At 62.4% G+C, this 20,692-nt stretch carries 14 protein-coding genes; 12 read left to right on the forward strand and 2 right to left on the reverse strand.

Annotated features, from left to right (window positions below; genetic code table 11):
- The first annotated feature begins 62 nt into the window (after positions 1-62).
- Together IRI77_RS35685 and IRI77_RS35690 are read left to right on the forward strand one after the other, a co-directional pair.
- On the forward strand, positions 63-335 hold the full coding sequence (locus IRI77_RS35685) for a hypothetical protein (RefSeq protein ID WP_194449684.1): 273 nt from the start codon (positions 63-65) through the stop codon (positions 333-335).
- 14 nt (positions 336-349) lie between these two features.
- Entirely contained in the window at positions 350-991 is a 642-nt protein-coding gene (locus tag IRI77_RS35690) for a TetR/AcrR family transcriptional regulator (RefSeq protein WP_194449685.1), read from the forward strand.
- Here IRI77_RS35690 and IRI77_RS38450 read toward each other — a convergent pair whose 3' ends face one another.
- Positions 992-1,114 carry a hypothetical protein gene (locus IRI77_RS38450; protein ID WP_267239360.1) on the reverse strand — a complete coding sequence of 41 codons (123 nt, stop codon included), beginning with the start codon at positions 1,112-1,114 and terminating at the stop codon, positions 992-994.
- Between the two features lie 440 nt (positions 1,115-1,554).
- Between IRI77_RS38450 and IRI77_RS35695 the strand changes: the two genes are divergently transcribed.
- From IRI77_RS35695 to IRI77_RS35730, 8 genes are all read left to right on the forward strand, one after another.
- Positions 1,555-3,141 carry a DUF5597 domain-containing protein gene (locus IRI77_RS35695; protein WP_194449686.1) on the forward strand — a complete coding sequence of 529 codons (1,587 nt, stop codon included), beginning with the start codon at positions 1,555-1,557 and terminating at the stop codon, positions 3,139-3,141.
- Positions 3,142-3,661: 520 nt separating this feature from the next.
- A complete protein-coding gene (locus IRI77_RS35700) occupies positions 3,662-4,687 on the forward strand; it encodes a DNA cytosine methyltransferase (RefSeq protein ID WP_228486494.1) in 1,026 nt (341 codons plus the stop codon).
- Positions 4,688-4,721: 34 nt separating this feature from the next.
- Complete coding sequence (locus IRI77_RS35705; protein ID WP_194449688.1) at positions 4,722-6,776, forward strand: ATP-binding protein; 2,055 nt, start codon at positions 4,722-4,724, stop codon at positions 6,774-6,776.
- Between the two features lie 11 nt (positions 6,777-6,787).
- Positions 6,788-8,098, forward strand: a complete 1,311-nt coding sequence (locus IRI77_RS35710) for a hypothetical protein (RefSeq protein ID WP_194449689.1) — start codon at positions 6,788-6,790, stop codon at positions 8,096-8,098.
- 19 nt (positions 8,099-8,117) lie between these two features.
- Positions 8,118-8,558, forward strand: a complete 441-nt coding sequence (locus IRI77_RS38800) for a very short patch repair endonuclease (protein WP_194449690.1) — start codon at positions 8,118-8,120, stop codon at positions 8,556-8,558.
- Positions 8,559-8,891: 333 nt separating this feature from the next.
- A complete protein-coding gene (locus IRI77_RS35720; RefSeq protein WP_194449691.1) occupies positions 8,892-9,596 on the forward strand; it encodes a hypothetical protein in 705 nt (234 codons plus the stop codon).
- 460 nt (positions 9,597-10,056) lie between these two features.
- A complete protein-coding gene (locus IRI77_RS35725; RefSeq protein WP_194449692.1) occupies positions 10,057-10,443 on the forward strand; it encodes a BlaI/MecI/CopY family transcriptional regulator in 387 nt (128 codons plus the stop codon).
- On the forward strand, positions 10,440-11,972 hold the full coding sequence (locus tag IRI77_RS35730; RefSeq protein ID WP_194449693.1) for a M56 family metallopeptidase: 1,533 nt from the start codon (positions 10,440-10,442) through the stop codon (positions 11,970-11,972). Before IRI77_RS35725 ends, IRI77_RS35730 begins: the two co-directional genes overlap by 4 nt.
- Before the next feature lie 1,468 nt (positions 11,973-13,440).
- Here the strand turns inward: IRI77_RS35730 and IRI77_RS35735 are convergent.
- Positions 13,441-17,832 (reverse strand): InlB B-repeat-containing protein, encoded by a 4,392-nt coding sequence (locus IRI77_RS35735; protein ID WP_194449694.1) that lies wholly within the window; start codon positions 17,830-17,832, stop codon positions 13,441-13,443.
- A gap of 739 nt (positions 17,833-18,571) precedes the next feature.
- Here IRI77_RS35735 and IRI77_RS35740 point away from each other — a divergent pair.
- On the forward strand, positions 18,572-19,063 hold the full coding sequence (locus IRI77_RS35740) for a hypothetical protein (RefSeq protein WP_194449695.1): 492 nt from the start codon (positions 18,572-18,574) through the stop codon (positions 19,061-19,063).
- Positions 19,064-19,159: 96 nt separating this feature from the next.
- A complete protein-coding gene (locus IRI77_RS35745) occupies positions 19,160-20,305 on the forward strand; it encodes a hypothetical protein (protein ID WP_194449696.1) in 1,146 nt (381 codons plus the stop codon).
- Positions 20,306-20,692 lie beyond the last annotated feature (387 nt).

The raw sequence follows: 20,692 nt of genomic DNA on the forward strand, positions 1-20,692 counted from the left end.
TCGGACTCCACTCGTCCTGCTGGTCCCCAACGTGCATCCACCCGGGGTGAGGCGCAAGGTCCATGTTCCGTATCAGCACGGTTAAAGCGTCATCGCACACCACCATCATGGTGGACGGCCAGCTCATGAGCGATAGCGTCGAGACAGTGGAAAGCTGCTGCGACGAGGAGATCTCCACGGGCAAGCCGGTCGAGCTGCTGCTGCGCGACCTGACGACCATCGACCAGGCCGGACGCGCGCTGCTGTGCCGGTTGTCGAGGAAGGGCGTGCGCCTGCTCGCGAATGGCGTGTACACCTCCTATCTCGTGGAGGCCTTGAATCCGGGCAAACACTAACCCTCTGAAGCGCTATGCCGGATACTCCCATCCCCTGCCAGTTCACAAGCTCAGTGCCGGAGCCACCACTGGCCCGGCGGCGCAGCCGGCGGTTGACGGGCGCGATCCGCCGGGAACAGGTGCTGCGGATTGCCGCCGGCCTCTTTACCAGCACCGGGCTGCATGGGACCACCACCCAGGCGCTGGCCGACGCGGCCGGCGTATCGGAGCCGGTGCTGTATCTCCACTTCCATAGCAAGGAGTCGCTGTTCCGCGAGGCGGTCGAGTTCAATATCCAGAAGAGGCTGCGGACCCTGGAGGACCGTCTGGCCGTGATCGATGCCGCTGACCGCAGGTCCGGAATCGAGCGCATGGCCGAGGCCACGGTGCTGGTTTGTGTCTGCGGGCCCGCTCACGCGGCCCTGCTGAACTGGGCGCTGCTGGAGTCGCCCAGCTACGCTATCAGCCTCTACCGAGGTGAGATGAGCGCGGTGGAGGAGATGTGGAGCCGCGGGCTGCGGCGCTGGCGAGGCGTCCGAATGGCGGGTGAGTTTGTGCCGCGTGCCGTGGAGATGTGCCTGGCCTACGGGCTCTGGCTGGCGGCCTGTGGGCATACCGCGGAGAGCGCCGCTCCGCTGGCCAGGAGGTTCACCATCGGATTGGCCGCCAGGCGCTGACTACTTCGAAGCCAGATAGGGCAACAGCGCGAAGATCAGCCAGGGGACGATGGTCAGCAGCAGAAAGATCACGTCGGGTAACTGACGCCTGTACCTGCCACGAAACTCAGTCCACGAAGTCATAGCCTGGTTCCTCGCTCTGCGGTTCGAATCGATCTTTCGAGAGCATGTTGCGGGCCGTCGCCTGCCGCCGCCAGCCGGCCCTTTTGGGAGGAGGAGGGCCTGTGTGGCTGGCGGCGGCGGATTCAAGCGGGACCCCTGATGCCCGCCTGCGGGAGACAATCCCCGTCTCGAACTGATCCCAATCCCGGAAGGGCTACCCCAGCCGTTCCGGTGGCGGTCTGCCTTCAGTAGAAGCAACTGGCGGGCCAAACTGCTTCGTTGCTCGCTGCCTCTGCTGTCTGGCCTGGCAGCGATTGCAGAAAGATGGCTGCCTGGTGGAAAGGCGGCTATTCCGGAGTCGCCGGTCCGCTGTATGCTGTCTGTGGGACGGAGCCGGGCCCGCGCTCCGGTGGGGTCCCGCGCCGGGGTATTGCCCGGCTCGACGCGTTCCTGGAGGCTTCATGGATTCGAAAGTGATGGTGGCTCTGTTGCTGGCCACGGTGAGTCTGGCCGCGGCGCCCATGCCTCGTCTGGCAAAGGACAAGGGCGGCTTCCAGTTCCTGGTGGACGACAAGCCGTTCCTGATTCTCGGCATCCAGACCGGGAATTCCAGCGGTTTCCCCAAGGAGTTGGAGAAGACCTGGCCGCTGGCCAAACGGATCCATGTGAATACGGTGGAGATCCCCATCCAGTGGCAGGCGGTGGAACCGGTGGAAGGCCGCTTCGATTTCGCCATCGTGGACGGACTGGTGGCCGGCGCGCGGGCGAACGGGTTGCGGCTCATCCTGGCCTGGTTCGGCGGTTTCAAGAACGGCGCGATGCACTTTGCTCCGGCGTGGGTGAAGGAGAACGTCCAGAAGTACCCCCGGATGATCGACCAGACCGGCAGCCCCATCCGTGCGCTGGCGACCCACGTAGAGGCCACGCAGGCGGCGGACGCTCGGGGCTTCGCGGCCTTCATGCGGCATTTGAAAGAGATCGACGGCGAGCAGCACACCGTGATCGCCGTGCAGGTGGAAAACGAAGCCGGTGTGTTGGGGACGGATCGCGATCACTCCGAGAGCGCGAACAAGCTCTTCGCGCAGGCTGCGCCGGCTGAGGCGATCAAGGCGTTAGGGAAGACGGGCAGCGGTACGTGGAATGAAGTGTTCGGGGCCTATGGCAGCGAAACCTTCGCCGCCTACTATCAGGCGAAGTATCTGCAGCGGGTGGCCGAGGCAGGCAAGCGCGAGTTCCCACTGCCGATGTTCCTGAACGTCTGGAGCGACATCCAGGACGGTTTCTACGAGCCGGGCTTCTCGCATCCCAGCGGAGGAGCCACGACGCGCATGCTGCCCCTCTACAAAGCGTTGGTGCCGTCGATCGACTGGATCTCGCCGGACATCTACAAGCAGAGCTATGTGCAGTACGTCGAGGAAGCGACGCCCTACAGCCGGCCGGACAATCCTCTGCTGATTCCCGAGACGGGCCGGGATCTGGGCTTCTGCCGGCGCATGTTCTACGCGTTGGGCGACCTGAAGGGCATCGGCGTCTCGGTGTTTGGTGTGGAAGGTTCGGCGGAAGGCGACACGGGGGCGGTCCCCGAAAACCTGCGCGATCTGTCGGCGACCTATCGTGTGGTGGCGGCAGCCACTCCGCTGCTGGCGGAGGCGAAGAAGTACGGACAATTGCGGTCGTTTGTGGAAGAGACAGGCATTGCCACGCTGGTGGGCGATTTCGGGGCCTATGAGTCGATGGCGCAGTTCGGACCGTCGCATTGGGGCTATGGCGGAGCGCGCGCGGCGGGCACGCCGAAGACGACCGGGCGGGTGCTGATCGGGCAGGTGGGTCCGGAAGAATTCGTGATCGCCGGCTTCGACACGACCGTGAACTTCCGGCCGAAGTTCGGGTCAGCCGCGCCGCGGGCCGATTTCGTGAGTGCCGAGGAAGGCGCCTATGAGAATGGCGTGTGGAAAGCGCGACGGCAGTTGAGCGGCGATGAGATCTTCTTCGGGTTGAGGCTGCCGGGAGCGGGGACCGTGGTGCGGGTGAAGCTGATGAAGTATTAAGAGTGGCGCGGTGAGCCGTCGCCAAACGTAGTTAACCTTCACGGACCGTGCTCTTTGGTCCTTGGTTCATTTGGTCGAGGCGTCGGGACCCGGCTCGCCTAGTCGGTGCTCCAATTTACGGATTGCCTGAACTTGCCGCGGGGTGAGCTTGCCTTCCTCCTCCAGGCGACGACCGATGGAGCACGCCCGCTAGTGCGCCTCGGGTGTTTGGATCCGAAGCAGCGAGGCCACCACGTCTCATACTTAGTCGGCCCGATCCGGCTCCTGGTCCGAGGTTGGGCCGTCCAGGATGTCCCCGGCCCTACGGCGGCCTCCCTTAGGGGACCTGTCCACTGCGAATCGTCGTCACCGACCTGGGGCGATCGTCGATTGCCAGAAAGATTTGACCAGGGCATAACTCCTGTGAAATGATGATTTTCCGAGCAGATATCCCTCGGCCGTTGTTGGTCGCTGGGCCGAAGGTATAGTTTGCGAGGCGTCGACAGCCTCGATGCCAATTCGGAGACCGCCGGAAATGCCTGTGAGTGACGCGAATGAAAGCACTGTAAGGGCGATCGACCTGTTCGCCGGGGTTGGCGGAAGCAGCTGCGGCGCGAAGGCGGCGGGCGTGTGCGTGGTCGCGGCCATCGACGCCTGGGAACTGGCTGGAAAAGCGTACAAGGACAACAACCCCGATACGGAGGTTTACACGTCATTCTGCGAGGATGTCGATCCAGCCAGCATCGAAAGGCAGTTCGGCCGGATCGAACTGCTCCTGGCCTCTCCCGAATGTACAAGTCATACTTGCGCCAAAGGGGCGGCCGAACGTTCCGAGAAGAGCCGTGGAACAGCATTCCAGGTAGTCCGCTTCGCAGAGGCGCTAACGCCCAGGTGGATTGTGATCGAAAACGTGATTCACATGAGGGCTTGGACACGGTATCAGCAACTCATCGATTCGCTGGAGGCGTTGGACTACCGGTGCTTGCCACAGGTGCTCAACTCCGCCGACTTCGGAGTCCCTCAATCGCGGCGACGGCTGTTCATCGTGTGTGAACGCGGTCAGAAGCCGCCGGAAATTCGCCTGCCCGACGGCATGGTGCATGTTCCCGTCCGTAGCGTCATTGACACGAACGGGACGTACAAGTACAATCCGCTTCGGGCTGATGGTAGAGCGGCGCCTACTTTGGAGAGGGCGGATCGTGCGATCGCGAACGTTGGCACGCGCGACCCCTTCTTGATCGTCTACTACGGCAGTGACGGTTCTGGAGGGTGGCAACCGGTCTCAGTCCCCCTTCGTACCATCACCACATTGGATCGCTTCGCCTACGTCCGGCGCCGCGATGGCATGCATGAGATGCGAATGTTGCAGGTTCCTGAGCTGCAGCTCGCGATGGGGTTTCCCAAGGACTATATTTTGGCGCGTGGGACGCGGCGGGACAGGATCAAGCTCCTGGGCAACGCCGTCTGCCCGCCCGTGATGGAACATGTCGTCCGGACGTTAGTCAAGTCATCGCCACGTCGCGAAATGGTGTCGGCGGCAGGAGGGGGATCGGATGCCGGACTATAGAGCGGTTCGCCAGGCATTCAAGCCTCGAGCACGCATGTTGCTGCTGCTGGGCGACCAGTTGATCCGCGACCCAGGCATCGCAGTCTTCGAGCTCGTAAAGAACGCTTACGACGCAGACTCTCCAGATTGCAGCATCAAGATGACGAAGGTGTCTGACAAGATTGCCGGGCGAATTGTGGTGGAGGACTCGGGCACCGGGATGGACCTCGACACAGTAACGAAGGTCTGGCTGGAGCCGGGAACTGACTATCGCATGAAACAGCGGGAGGACGGCTTCCGAACCCCCGGATTTCACAGAGCTCCTTTGGGCGAGAAGGGCATTGGTCGCTTCGCCGCGCACAAACTCGGTCTCAGGGTGCGGTTGACGACAAGGAAGAAAGGACAGCCCGAAGTTCACGCCGACATCGATTGGCAGCAATTCGAGCAAAAGACATATCTCTCCGACATCCCCGTATCAGTAACTGAAAGGAAGCCCGAGGTGTTCACCGGTGCCCGGACGGGAACGCGCATTGAGATCATGCGCCTTCGGAACGATTGGACGCGCGGGATGGTGCGGGATGTTAGCCGCGCGGTCACTTCGATATGTTCCCCTTTTCAGACATCAGACGAATTTAGACCACAGCTGATCATGACCACGCACGACGAGGCGGCTTGGCTCCACGGCCTTCTGACCATCGAAGATGTCCGCGACTACGCATTGTTTCACGCATCCGGACGCATTGACGCCGACACATTTTCCTACCAGTACGAGTTCACTCCTCTTCCAGCCATGGTCGAGCGAGTGCAGTCACGCACCCGCGATGACGGGAAAGCTAGACTACAATCGAGGCAGGGCCGCGAGACAAAGCTGCTGGATCTGCGCCAGCATTCCATCGGGCCCGTCGAAATCCAGCTATCTATTTTTGATCGCGAGCCACAGATACTTGCACTTGGGGTCACCGACAAGAAGGGGCTGAAAGACTTCCTGGACAACGTCGGTGGGGTCCGTGTCTATCGGGATGGCATTCGGGTTTACAACTATGGCGAGCCCGGGGATGATTGGCTGGGGCTTGGCGGACGGCGCGTCAATATCCCCACTGGTCGCATTAGCAACAACTTGGTGATCGGCGCGGTCTCTCTCGATCTTTCCCAGAGTCGTGATCTGGTGGAGAAGACAAATCGGGAGGGGTTTGTTGACACGCCAGCCTACTCTCTTTTCCGCGACGCCGTGTTGCGCTCCATCGAGCAGATCGAAGCGGAGCGTAACCAGGACAAGGCACGCATCAGGCAGGCGTATTCCAAGGGCAAGTTTCGGGAGCCCGTTCTCGCCGACCTCTCGGCGGTGCGGGAGGTGGTCGAGCGAAAGAACCTCAAGGAGATCACTCCCTATCTGGACCGAATTGAGAGTGATTTTACCGCCATTCGAGACCGATTTCTCACGTCGGCAAGCGCCGGGCTAAGCTTGACCATCGTTATCCATGAGGTCGAGAAGGGCATCGCGAACCTGGAAAAGGCGGCAAAGGAGTTCGGCGCGGCACCTCAAGTGACCTCAATGGCCCGTCATCTGGCCGAACTCGTGGAAGGGCTCGGAGCGCTGGCGCGCCGGTCGGGTGAATCGCGTGAGAAGGCCACGGCCCTAGTGAGGGCGGCGCTCTTCAACACGGAGTTGCGGCTTGAAGGCCACTCGATAGCGGTGACGCGCAATCTGCGGGAGGACTTTGAGGCCAAGTGCAGCAAACGATTACTCGTTGCAACGCTCATGAACTTAATTGACAACTCCATCTGGTGGCTCGACAACAAATGGGGGCCGCGCAGCAAGGCCGGCGTGAAGAAGATCTACATTGGCACGAGCGACGATTTCGGTGAGGGGCCGGCGATTGTGGTCGCGGACAACGGTCCGGGCTTCAGCGATCCTCCGGAGTTCCTAGTCGAGCCGTTCATGTCTCGCAAGCCTGACGGCATGGGTCTCGGTCTGCACTTGGCAGATCAGGTTATGAAGGTCCAAGGCGGGAAACTCTTGTTCCCAGATGCCGACGATGTGACCCTTCCCGCCGATTTCGACGGTGCCATCGTCGCTTTGGCCTTCGGAGGTGCGAAGTGGTCGGCCTGAATTCCGCACGAGTGCTGATCCTGGACGACGTCGAGGCGGAGGTGCTTGACCTCGTCAGGGTGCTATGGAAGATCGGAGTGGCTCCGCTCTACGTCGATCCTGCATCGTTGGAATCTGGGGTGCCTCGCGAACCCCTGTCCGGCATCCGCCTGGCTTTTCTGGACATGGATATCGTCGGCGCGGGCGCCGATCCGAAGTCCAAGGTGGCCGCGCTGGCGAACTGTATTCGTCGGGTCATTCATAAGGACAATGGGCCTTACGTTGCCGTCGCGTGGACTAAGCACCCCGAGCTTGTTGACGATCTCGACAGTTATATTTTCCCGATGGCTGACGTTGCGCGTCCGTCAGTCTTCCTTAGGATTGATAAAGAGGAATGCAAGGACATCGGCACGCTCTCCACAAGAATTGACGCTGAACTTCAGAATCGCGGCCCAGTCAGAATGCTGCAGGTTTGGGAAGAAGCCTCGGTCGCAGCTGGAAGCGAAGTAGTTGGCGAACTCGCGACCATCGCCTCGGGGAATGAGGACGCGCCTGAGAAATGGCGTGAGGGCTGGAACAACACAATGCTCCGGCTCATGTACGGCTGTGGGAAGGAGTTCGCCGGCGAGTCCGGCATGACGGACGGGCCGACAGCATTCAAAGCGTTCTGTCACTCGCTGATTCCACTCCACGGAGACAAACTGGAAGGCCGCGTAGCGGTTCCGGCCCCGGCTCTTGGAAACATCACGAACGAGATCCTCTCAAACGCCGCGAAAGCAGACTGCGAAACAGAGGCAAAGGCGCGGATCAACTCGATGCTGCACTGCTCGTTCGATGGTTTGGGCATCCCACAATCGGGAGGTGTCTACCTGATGAGTTCCGCTGCCTTGTCCCCGCTGTTTCCCGATATCGCGACGATGATTGCTCCACTGCTCTCCAAGGGTAAAACCAGCGAGGAAGAGTTCAAGAAGCAAGTGGAGTCGGTCGCGGCCGACGTGGTCCCGGTTGCAGTTGAGACAAGCCCCTCATGTGATCACGCACAGGGTAACTTGATCGTCGCTCGGCTCGTTGGCGGTTTCTTGGTGCCCATTGAAACTGTAAAGAAGTTCAAGAGTACACTGCCTCAATCCATTTGGAAGATTGCGCCGTTCTGGATCTCCGTCAATGGCGGCGAGAAGGCAACGTATTCGTTGCTGGTTAACTGTCTCCTTGTCAGCAGTTGTTCCCTTGAGGCGCTCAAGAAAGAGACGGCGATGTTCCGTATCCGAAGCCAGGCGTTCGCAACCCTGCAGGCCTGTTTTGGCAGTCACGCTTCGCGTCCGGGCATGCTGCTCTTGCGATAGCGGAAGTCTATGGAAGTCTATGGATGTTTTCTCCAAAGACAAGCGTTCGGAGGTGATGGCAAAGATCCGGGGAAGAGGAAATCGATCAACGGAGCGCCGAATGGCGGCGCTGTTGCGTGCGAAAAGGATATCCGGCTGGCAAATGCATCGGGAGGATCTCCCTGGCACGCCGGACTTCTACTTTCCTAATCTTCACTTGGCGCTGTTCATCGATGGATGCTTCTGGCACCAATGCCCAAGGTGCTCCAAGCTCCCCGCACAAAACGCCGTGTTTTGGGCCGAGAAGCTATCGAAGAACGTCCGACGGGACAGGCGGACACGTCGGGCATTGAACCGCGCCGGGATACGCGTCTGGCGTCTTTGGGAACATGACCTGGAGCGGAATACGCCTCGTTGCGAGACAGTTGTGTCTAGAATCGCATCGCTCGTTCTGTCGGCCAAACGAAGCCCATGCGGTTGAAGGTCGGAGCGGGGACATAGATGGGACGCTCCCGTTTCCGGAGCCACTGACGTCGGGACGTCCTGGATGTCCCCGGCCGAATGATGGTAGCGTCCGAGGAATCCCCGAGCTAACGACCCACCGCACGAGTCGCATGACGGAAGTAAGGCGAGATTTGCTCTCTTGTCAATGTGGAGCGGAGAGTCACTTTAGCCTCACCATCAACGCAGTCACCTGGCACTGCGGACTAAGCGGACCGTGCGGCGCGCCGGAAATTACGGCGACAGCTGACGTTTAATCCGAGAAAGCATTGCCGTGCCCTACCGCAAGAATCAATTCAGCCGATAGAACCTCATGGCCCGCCACCATTCCAATAAACTCTCCATTCCACGCGATTTCCCAGATGCATTCTATCGAAGCGTCCATGCAACTGTGACTCCAAAGCTTGGAAATCAGTCGGATCATCAGACCAATTTCCTAGGTGGGTGGAATGCTCTCCAATACAGGTTCCGCGCTTGCGCCGATTCTGACGCCAGTTTCCGCCGGCTCGTGAACAGGTATGGAGACGCCCCCCCGCAACCATACCGCTATCAGCAGGAACGAGATCTGTTTGCTTTCTTCGGAGCTGCCCTCTCAACCATAGAATCCTTCAGCTTCGCGTTGTTCAGCCTGGGGGCCAAGGTTAACCCGGGCCGCTTTCCGATCTCGACCGCGCAGGATCTAAAGAGGATCTCCCCCGAGAACACGTGCGGCGCCTTTCAGCATGCTTTCCCCCGCAGTAATTTGACTTTAGGGTTTGCCGCTGCCCTACAAGATGCGCAGTACCTTCAGTTGAAGGAGGTGCGCAACATTCTCATACATCGTTCTGCGCCGGGACGAATAATCTATTCCTCCTCCGCCATGGGTGATCGCCTTCCTCTGCCAGCTACATCGGACGCCACTTGGATCAGCGGAATTCCGATCAACGTTGACACCACAGCTGCTCCGCGTCGTTGGTTGGCGGCCAAGTTGAAGGATCTTCTGCGGGAGACTGCATTTTTCGTCGCCACCCAACTCTAGTGGAAGAGGACAGACGCGAGAAGCGGGACGAAGGGGAGCGCGAGCCGGACAGCCTGAGAGCGTGTCGGAAATAGAATGTGCGCCACCTAGGGGAGGCGGGACAGCCCGGGGAAAGGGGACGTCCTTGAGTACCTCATTTTACAAGCCATAGAAAATTAACGGCTTACGGTCGCGACCCCTTGCTGTCTCGCGTTTCACCGCCCGAACCCGCCAAAACGTCCACGACCCCGCTTCACTCCGCAATCCAGCCGAACCCCAAGACTGCGTTCGCCCCGGTCCACGGGACCGCGACCATGCAGCCGTACCCCATGAGCGCGCACCCCTGCTGGATCTCCACGCCGAGCGCCCATTCCTCATGCACACCCCCACGTTCAACCAGCCAAGTTCCCGGCACTCACCCTTCCTCCAAATTGACGAAAGTTTTCGTTGACAATGACGAAGCTCTTCGTCATCATGAGTTGTGAAAAACAGCCTGCCCAATCCGACCTCCGCCGAATTGGAAATCCTCCAGGTCCTCTGGGACCACGGACCCCACTCCGTCCGCGAGGTTCAGCACCTGCTCAATCGCGTCAAACCCACGGGTTACACCACCGCATTGAAAATGCTGCAAATCATGACCGGCAAAGGCTTGGTCACTCGCGACGACACGAGCCGCCCGCAGATCTATAGCCCGCGCTACCCACGCGAGCACACCCAGCGGCAATTGCTGCGCGACCTCGCGGAGCGCGCCTTCGGCGGCTCTGTCAAAGCCTTGGTCCTGCAGGCTGTCGCCGGCCGCAAATCGTCCCGGCGTGAACTGGAGGAGATGGAAAAACTGCTCGATCGGCTGGAAGGAGAAAACAAATGACAGAGCTCGCTCACGCAATCAGCATGGCCCTCCTCCACTTCGTATGGCAGGGCGTTGTCGTCGCATTCCTGTTGTGGGTCGCCCTGGCGATCCTGGGCCCCCGGCCAGTCCGGCTGCGTTACGCACTCAGTTGCGCCGCGATGCTTGCGATGAGCGCCGCCCCGGTTATCACCGTCTGCCTCCTCTATCGAGCTCCGCGGCCGGCTGCCGTCTACCAGGGGCCCCCAGCCCAAACTGCGGACGCTGCCAGCACGGCCGCCTTGGCCGTCACCGCGCTCCTGCCTCGCTGGCTCGCCGCCATTGAAGTCTGGACACTGCCCGTCTGGTCGGCGGGTGTTATCATCCTCGCGCTCCGCTTGCTCTGGAGCTCCCGCCATGTAGCCCGGCTGCGCCGCGAGGGCGAACCGGCCCCGCCCATTCTGTTGCAGACCGTGTCGCGGTTGGCCGCGCGAGTGGGCGTCTCCCGTTCTGTACACGTCCTTCTCTCCCGGTTGGCCGACAGTCCCAGTGTCGTCGGCTGGCTTCGGCCCGTAATCCTCATCCCGCCCGCTTCGTTTTTGAACCTCAGCGCCGCGCAAGTGGAAGCCGTGCTCGTGCACGAGTTGGCGCACATCCGGCGCCACGACTATCTCGTCAACCTGCTTCAGACCGTGGCCGAAACCGTGCTCTTCTACCAGCCCGCCGTCTGGTGGGTTTCCTCGCGCATCCGCGCCGAGCGGGAACTCTGCTGCGACGACGTGGCGGTCGAAATCTGCGGCGATTCGATTGGGTACGCGCGAGCCCTCACGCTGCTGGAGCGGGCTCGCCTGGCCCTACCCGAATTCGCGCAAAACAGCGCCACCGGGCCCTTGCTGCACCGGGTCCTCCGGCTCACCGGTGCCTCCCAGCCCGCTCCTCGTGTGCCGGCCGCCGTGGCCGTGGGTCTCGCCGCCGTTTGCCTCCTCACCACTGTTCGCTGGGCCCAGGCGCAGCCGCAAATGGCCGGTGAGGCGCGCGTCTCGAAAGAGGCCGTCTGGGTGGATACCGTGAAATTCGGCGAGTTCCCCGTGCTCGTCCGAGCCCTGGGCGCCATCACCGGCCCCGATACAGCCGAGCTGCAGGTGCCCTCTCCGGTTGTCAGCGAGGTTCAACTCGGCCAGAGTGCCTCCGTCGAGGTGGGCCGGGGCATCATCGCCGCGGGCACGGTCACCCGCATCGATTCACCACCCTCGAATGGGACGGTGCGCGTGGTAATTCAGTTCCAGGCCCCGGCAGGACAGCCCGCCGGCCACCCGGTGGATGGCGCCATTCGGATCAAAGTGCTCACGGACGTGGTCTACGTGGGTCGTCCCGCCGATCAGTCGGGCGGCACGGAAGCTTCGTTGTTCAAGTTCGAGGCGGACCGCAAGTCCGCAACTCGCGTGAAGGTCCGGTTCGGCGCCGCGTCCATAAATAGCATTCAGGTGCTCGAAGGCCTGCAACCCGGCGATCGCATCATCCTCTCCGACACGACGAAATTCAAGGGCTACGACCGCGTTCGCCTCGAATAGCTCGGCCGGCAAGGCAGGCGCTGATTCTCTCAACGTCTAGCGGTCGAAACAGGTCGAGACTGCACCGTACCAGCGGTCACGGCCAACTGGCGAGCGTGCTGTGTGACTACAAAGGGACCGATCCGCGAATCATCGCGGCGGTCCCTTCACCACTGGCGCTGACGGTGCTCTTCGCGAGTCGGTGCGCCGCGCCGAAAGCGGCGAGCATCTCTTGACGTTCGACTGCCCGGAGTCCTGCCGCCCCTCACTCTTCGCACCATCCCGCGAACTCCCGGAATGCCATAGCATAGGCACATGAGCTGTCGAGGCTTGCGGCCGCGATGTACTCCAAGGTTAGGACGTCCTGAAGAATGACCTTGACCTGACCGCCTCCGATTCGTGGCCAAACGGAGAATGCCCAATTTGACACCGGAGAAACTGGATGCGAACGCTGTCTAAGAACAAGCGAAAAGCGTTGATCGAGTACGAGATCCGGAGGGTCACCCAGATATTTGTGAAGCACATGCACGGCGCTGACAATCTCATTCGGGGTGTATCGGCTATCGAGGAGCACTGGCGGACCGTTCGGCATAGCCCTGTAGCAAGGTGGATTCGATTTTATGTCGTCGGTTGGAGTGCGCAGCTATTAGCCAGCGCAGGCCGACTGGAAGTGGCACTTGCGAAGTGCAATGAGTTGTGGAGCCTTCCAGCAAGCACTAACGCGCGCCTGAATGCTGTATGTACGCAGGCAAGCTTGCTGCGGAGACTTGGCCGGTTGTCCGACTCGCTCAAGTGCTGCATATCCGGACTCCGAATATGCAAACGAACAGGGGATTTGAAGGTAGCGTCCAGTCTGCTTGTGGAAGTGGCTCGGATGAACGATCCAGCCTCCCTTGAGAAGGTGGCATCCGAATTCGGTCCCCTGGTGAAACAGGCGCTGGCCGTTTACGGGACAGCCTCGAACCTTGACAGTGGAACGCCGCTATCGAGACTGATGTCACTTCAGCAGGCACTCGGTCAGGACGAGTCCACTGCCGAGAGCGCGCCGGACACCGGCACCGTTGGATCGATGGTTCTCGGATAGAGGACTGATAGCCACGGAGGCGGGACCATCGCAATGGCCACTTGGGACGGGTCGCCATCCCCAGGTGAGCAGAGCCCGGAGACCGGAAGTCGAAGTCGTTGGCGCTGGAGCTCCAGCTTCCGCTCTGAACCCCCAGCTCACCACTTCGCCCCCTGACACCCCAAACACCTCGAATCCAATCCAAGGCCCTCTTCCGTGGGGTATGCGTCCACGCACAATTCAGATCACAATCAGGCGGCCGGATGGCAGTCCCGCCTCGATTGTCTGTGTGGTCGTACGCCCCAGGCCGGTGTGCTCTGGGCGAAGCGACCTTCCGAGCCTCCGGCCAGAGCCCGTCCCCCGTGAGAGCAGCCCCTGCGGCAACCAGCCGCCGCCAATCCTCCTGGGGCCCCCTGCGAGCGGCCACTAGGGAATCGTCCAGCTACCCGCCGCCACCCAACCTGAGTCCCGCCGAAGCGGATCCTGCATCCGCATATACATTTGTTTGGCCCCCGACATCGGCGCCTTCAGGTGAACGGGAACGCTGACTCTCACCACCTCCCCTGGGCGCGCAATCGTCGTCAACGCCGGATCCACCGAACATGCACTGCTGTCCAGCGCCGCCGACGCGGCGCCCGGACTCACCGGGCCGAGGAAGAAGCCCACATCACTCGAGTACATCCACAGGCTGTTGCCCGCATGGTCATAGTGGACGAAACAGAAGGGCTGTCCGCCGCCGTCCGTCGCCGCGGCGATCAGGAACTGCGACCACGCGGCCGGTGCGCCTGCAAACCCGGCCGGATCCTGATAGGTCAGCGCGAACGCCTGCTGTGCACCCGACCCGGAGGCCGGCTGAACACCCATGTTGCCGATAGGAGTCGGCGCAGTGGTCCACGTTCCGCGCTGCACCCAACCCGTATCGATGTCCCCCGTCGTATACGCCCGCAGGTAGATGTTCAGCGTCGCCGCCGTCTTGAAAACCGGGCGGGCATTCAGCGTGAAAGTGGTGCCGCTGCCGGTCACACTTGAGGTTTGAGTGTTGATCGCGCAGAGTTTGTTCTGAAGCGCCGCACTCGCGGTGCCGGGCTGAACCGGCCCTACGAAGAACCCACCATCTCCATAGAGCCAGAATCCATCGCCTCGCACATCGTAATGCAGGAAACAATACGGCTGGCCGCCCCCGTCCGCCGCCGCGGCCACTAGGAATTGAACAAAGAGGAGGTCGGTATGGCCCAGGCCCGCCGAGTAGGTCGCCGTAAACGCGCCCGAAGCGCCTGACCCGCTGGCAGGCGACACACTGACCGCGTCAGCCGACGGGGTCGCCGGAACAAAGACGGCGTGGACCGCGCGAGGCGCTGTCATGCTGAGGCTCTGCGACCCGTTGCTGCCGGTAAGGTCGCCACTGAAGCCCGCGAATCGGTAACCCCCGTCCGGGGTCGCTGTTATGGAGACCAGGTAATTCGAATCCAGGTAACCTGTGGCGGGCGCGATGGTCCCGCCCGCGGAAGCCGTGGTGGTGAGCAGATACTGGGTTTTGAAAGTGAGCGAATAGGTGCCGGACTCCCACAAGGTGAAGGACCGCTTCGTGGCAGCCCCACCGTCGGACCAACCCTGCAGCACATAGCGTGTGCCCGCGGTCGCTCCAGGCTGTATGGGCGCGACTTCCACCGTGTGCGTGCTGCCGGCGCTCCAGTGGAAAGTTTGCGCCGTGGCATAGGTCACGCCGTCAACCGCATAGGCCTGGCCCGCAGGCTGCGTGGAGAACGATACCGCCGCCTGCGGAGAAACCGCGGTGATGGCCGCGCTGTGGGCCAGACCCGCCGTGACCGCCGCTACTTGAGTTGCACTGCCGGGCAACGTGGTCTGCCCCTTGTCGTTGGCGCCCCACGCCTGCAGCGTCCCATTCCATTGCAGTGCCAGCGCGTGGGCTCCTCCTGCGGCCACTTGGCGCACGTCCTGCAAATTGGCGGGGATTCCCGCTTGGATGCTCGCCGGATTGTTTCCCCAGGCCGCCACCGTCCCATTCCGGAGTGCCGCCAGGCTGAACTGCGTGCCCGCTGCAACAGATTCCACAGCCGCCAGATTCGCCGGAACCGTGCTCTCGCCCGCGCCGTTGCTGCCCCAGGCAATCACCGTGCCGTCACCCAGCACCGCCAGCGAATGATCCCCTCCCGCTGCAATGGCAACAGCGTTTTGAACCGAGGCTGGCACGCTGCTCTGCCCGCTGCCGTTCGCGCCCCAGGCCGCCACACTGCCGCTGCTCGTCAGCGCCAGGCTGTGGTGCGCCCCGGCCGCAATGGCGAGCACGTTAGTCAGATTGGCCGGGACACTGGACTGGCCGCTGCCGTTGTCCCCCCACGCCGTCACCTGCCCCGCGGAACTCAGCGCCAGCGTGTGGTCCAGGCCCGCTGCGAGCGCGATCACACTGGTCAAGTTGAACGGCACTTGGGACTGCTGCGTGTCGTTCGCGCCCCACGCTGCCACCGTGCCGTCGCCCCGCAGGGCCGCCGTGTGCCTGCCTCCGGCGGCCAGGGCCGTCAGATTCGTCAAACCGTTGGGCAGCGAACACTGGCCGGCGGCGTGATCCCCCCAACAGAGCACCGCATTGCCGGCGCCGGAAACCTCGGTCGGGGCCGTCGCCTCGACTATGCTTGCGTTCGTGGACCTCACCTGCATCACCGGTGCGATGCTGCTGGTGGTATTCGCCGGGATCGAGACAACCGCCTGTATCGCCGGAAATGCCTGCCCTGCCGCGAGCGTGTCGGCGCGGCTGCACGTCGAACCGGAACAGCTCCAGCCGGTGCCCCAGAGGCTCTTGATCGTCACGTTCGTGAATGTCACCGACACCCCGCTCACCGCGGTCGTGCCTTCGTTCAGCACGCGGCCCGCGAAGCTCGCATTCTGCTGACCCTGGATGAAAGGGCCCGCCCCGCGCAGGGTGGCTCGCAGCGCGGTCCCCGTCTGCGCCACGAAACTCGCGGTGACCTGGTCTGGAGCGTTCATCACGGTACGAGCGGGGTTGTTGCCTGTCGTGCCGAGAGAGCCGCCGGTGAACTTGGAGAACACAAAGCCGGGCAATGGCGTTGCCTGGATCAGTACACTGGACCCGATATCGAAGTACCCGCCGGCCGGGCTGATCGTCCCGCCGGTGCCCGCGCTGGTCGCCAGACGGACCCTCGGCTTGAAGTCCAGGGTGTACGCTGCGTCAGCGGAGCCGATCGCAATGCTGTGCGTGGCGGCCCCTCCGTCGCTCCAGGACGCAAAATTCCATTCCACCCCGTTGCCCGATGAGAACTGCTTCTGCCCGGTGGAGATCGTGTGGGTTCCTCCCGGCGCCACTCGCACCGCGTTGTAATAGGTAGCGGGGATGCCGTCTATGGCGAACTTCGGCGAATCAACCGCATAACTCTTCACGTCGAAGTGCTGGGCGGTGACCTGCACGGATAAAATCACTGGCGGTGCGGAAAGGATGACCAGGAAAAAGCTGGGCGTCCCCGCAATGGCTCTGGCGGAGGCCAGGGAACCCGCTGCCAGCGCGACATTCGGCCACGGAGTGACTTGACTCGTAGACGGGCCCCAGGCCCGGACGATGCCGTCGTCCTGCAGCGCCATCACATAGCTATCGCCGGCCAGTGCAACCACTCGGTTCAGGCCCGCTGGCGGAGTCAACAGTTCGCTGGTCCTTGCCTTGTCCCACACCACCACCGTTCCGTCGGCCCGGATGCCGGCCGCCGTGTCCAGATCCACTCGCTCCACTCGCACAAGTGTTCCCAGGTTGGCCGGAATGGGCGGCACCCGTCCGCCCCACGAAACCACTTTCCCCTGTGCGGTGAGCACGAAAGCGCCTCCTGTGCCTGCCGAGAGCTGCACGACGTTCGAGAGGGCGGCGGGAATAAAAACCTCTGCCGGCATTGCCAGGGACACGGCTTGGACCGTCCCCTCCGCGCTCAACGCCAGGGCAAAGTTCGGCCCCGCAACAATCGAGACAATGTTCGACAAGCTGGATGTGTCCGGTGCCGGATAACTCGTGCTCCAGGCAACAACATGCCCGTCACTCTTCAGGGCGAAGAACGTCGTGTCGCCCGCCGCCACCGCGATCACATTCTTCAACCCCGCGGGCAGCGGCCAATTGTTCGAATGGTCGAGGACCCATTGCACGACAGTCCCGTCTTTGCGCAGCGCCAATCCACCCAATCGCGAACCGGCAATCGCCACCGCATCCGACAGGGTACGCGGCGCCAGGGACGCAACGGAAGGCAGGGCACCATTCTCCTGGCCATACAGCCATCCCTCCGAGGCAATACTCGTCGCATCGGTGGCTACGTTATCGCTGATGTTCGAATCCCCACCGCCTGACACCGTCACCAGATTGTTGATCGAGCCCGGAGCGTTCGCCCCCACTGTGGCCAGCACCGTAATGGTGGGTAGCATCTGTCCGGCGGCGAAGCTGTCGGTCCGGCTGCAGGTGCTCGCGGCGCAGGTCCAGCCGGGCCCCGACATCGAAGCAATGCTGATACCGGACGGCATCGACTCCACCACCGCGATGGTTCCGGAAGTGGCGCCCCCACCCACGTTCGTCACCCGGATCAGATACACGGCATTGGTCTGTCCCCTCAGGAAACTGCTGGTGTGGGTGACCTGGATATTCAGATCCGGTCCGGCCGCTGCCCCCAAAGGTCGCTGGACCGCGCCCTGCCCGGGAATCAGCGAGACCGGCTCCTGCAAGCCACGCTGGACCTGCACCTGGGCGGAACAGGGATGGACGGCCAGAATCAGGCACGAAACCAAAGCAGAAATCGAAGCGGCAGAATTACGCAAGACAACCTCAGATTTAGAATGTCACACCGTATTGCGGAAACTAAAGTGGGAATGCAATGAGCCGGAATTATTCAATCAGAGGACATCCGGGACGCGCATAGTCTGGGTGATCCGTTTCGTAAGCAGCCCGTAAAGAAGGACTTGCCGCCGGAATCTCCTGGCCTGTTGACGTTTGGCCGCCCGGGCTCCACTCGCCCGCCACCTTTCTCAACCTCCTGCAACTTCCTGGAATGCACGACAATGCAGCGCCTAAAGCGTCCCGTTTTCCGCTCAACGTGCACTCCGGAGTACGTGTTCAATCAATCGAAATGGCCATTCGGATCGGCCGGCGTCCGGCAAGGAGTCTCCGTCTGGCCCTGCGGGCCGCCAAAACGGAGGAAGACGCCCCCCACATCCCCAGTCCCCGAGCGCAGCGACGGGCTACGCGGACGTCTTCAATGGAGTCAGGGGTGCAGGCAGTGAGCCACATCGTCCCTCAACAGCCGCCGCCATCCACCGTGCTTACCTGGAAACCACCCCCAGGCATCACGCGCCTCACCCCGCAGCCCGCCCGATCCCCACCACCCCCTTCGCCCGAGACCGCACTTTCCCCGCGGTATCCCCCTGTTTTCCACGTTAAGCGTCGTTCATCACGCAACAATCAGAAATTTCTTCTCGCCTAGAATCAACACATTGCGGACATTCGTCTCCTAAATCTTTGGTCCACCACTCCTAAGAATGGGTATAGAGGACATTTTCCATGTACACCATCGAACCGACCGATTGCGCCTTCCCCGACATCGACCTGCTCACCCGTCACACCGCCGTCGAAGAAGACGGTATCCTCACCGGCCCCAACGCCACCGGAGCCATCACCTTCTGCGAACGCAAGGGCTTCTACAAAAAAGTACGTGCCGCCGTCCACGAACAGTACAAACCCGCCAACGTCTACCAGCACATCCTCGCCGACCGCATGGCCGACTGCATCTGGCGCGCCGAACGCTACGCCTCCTTCGAAACCACTGCCCTAAACTTCCAGATCCAGCGCCAATGGGACCACACCAATGAGCTCGTCCCCAAAGCCAGCGTCGGCGTCCACGCCTACCAGGCCTTCCAGACCATGGACCCCGCTCAGCGCAAATCCCTCATGGAAGCCCTCAAACTCGAGGAGCGCTACTGGCGCCGCCACCGCACCCTCGCCGCCGAGCTCCGCCTCATCCAACGCACCTGCCCCATTCAACAGGTGCAGTGAAGAGCAGGGAACACATTCACGAGAACCTGGACCGAGGATCCAGACCAACGATCCAGACCAACGATCCAGACCAACGATCCAGAAATGACCCCCTCCATGCCCCTCGCCCAAATCTCCGAGAAGCGCCTCGCTGCCAACCGAGCCAACGCTCGCAAGTCCACCGGCCCACGCACCGCAAAGGGCAAAGCCAAGGTGTCCGCCAACGCCCGCCGCACCGGAAGCTACAGCGAGGACCACCGCATGCCGCCCCGCCTCGAAGCCCACTTCCGAGCCCTCGCCGAGGCCCGCACGCAAATCCTGGCCGATCCAACGCTGCGCGCCCTCACCTTCGAATGGCACATGCTCCAGGGCCACCTCGTCGTCCACGAGAGCCGCGAACGAGCCCTCTTCAACGCCGGTCTCGAATACGGCTGCGGCAACGAGGAAATCGCCCGCGACTGGGTCCTCCGCCAGCACGGTTACATCCAGGCCCTCAATCGCTACGCCGGTTGGATCCAAATGGGCCTCGGTCGCGTCGAAAGCGCCATCCTCGCCACCCCAATCGGCCCGGACCACCTCGCCCAGTTCCTACGGCCGGAGCCAGAACAACCGCCCAGCCCAGCCCATGTGGGGCCGCATTTATGCTGCGCGGGGCTTGAGCCCCGCCGCGTAGGAACTCCGGAAACTGCGGCGCTATTGTCGAGCAAGCCCTTGGCCGCCGAAGACCAACCCGGCCCCGCCAAGCCCGCAACCACCGAACCCACCGCGATTTTTGAGCGAACAAACCCACCTGTGCCCGAACCGCCGCCCGCCCAGCGCGTCACCCTGGAACCCAACCCGAAACTCGAACCGAAGCCGGAATTTGAGGGAACAAACCCACCTGTGTCCGAACCGCCACCCACCCAGCGCGTCACCCTGGAACCCAACCCGAAACTCGAACCCAAGCCGGAATTTGAGGGAACAGACCCACCTGTGTCCGAACCGCCACCCACCCAGCCCGTCACCCTGGAACCCAATCCCAAGCTGGAATCCAAACCGGAATTTGAAGGAACAAACCCATCTGCGGTGCAACGGCCGGCCATCCCGCCCGCCACCCTGGAACCCACCATGGAATTGGAGGGAACAAACCCACTTTCTCGAAACCGGCCCGCACCCCCGATGGCCAGCCCGGCGACCAAGCCGTCATCCATCCCCCACGAACCGCGAAACAGCCGGAAGCCGCCAACCCAACCGCGCTCCGAGCCGCAGACACCGCCGCATTGAGCCGCGACCGTAAGGGAGCGGAGGAGTCACCGAGAGCCCCCACCAACCCAACCGCGCCGCAAGACCCGACCGTCCACCGAGGCGCCCCCTGGCCACCCCAGCGACCACACCCGCGTGCAGAGCCGCGACTAGAAGGAGCGGGGGAGCAACGGCAAGTCTCCAACCAACCAGCGAAGCCGCCGCGTCCCGACCGTCCCGCCTGTCACCACACTGCGAACCGCGACTGGCAAGAAGCGGACCATGGACTCACCTTCACTGCCGCGACCCCGCCTCACACACCACCGTACGGCGGTCCACCGGCTCCCGGCGCAGCCTTCGAGCATCCTGTCCGACGCGCATTCAACGACTCCCACCCGGCACGGGACGCGACCCTCACGAGAAGCGCGT

It is taken from the genome of Paludibaculum fermentans, assembly GCF_015277775.1.
Classification (GTDB): domain Bacteria; phylum Acidobacteriota; class Terriglobia; order Bryobacterales; family Bryobacteraceae; genus Paludibaculum; species Paludibaculum fermentans.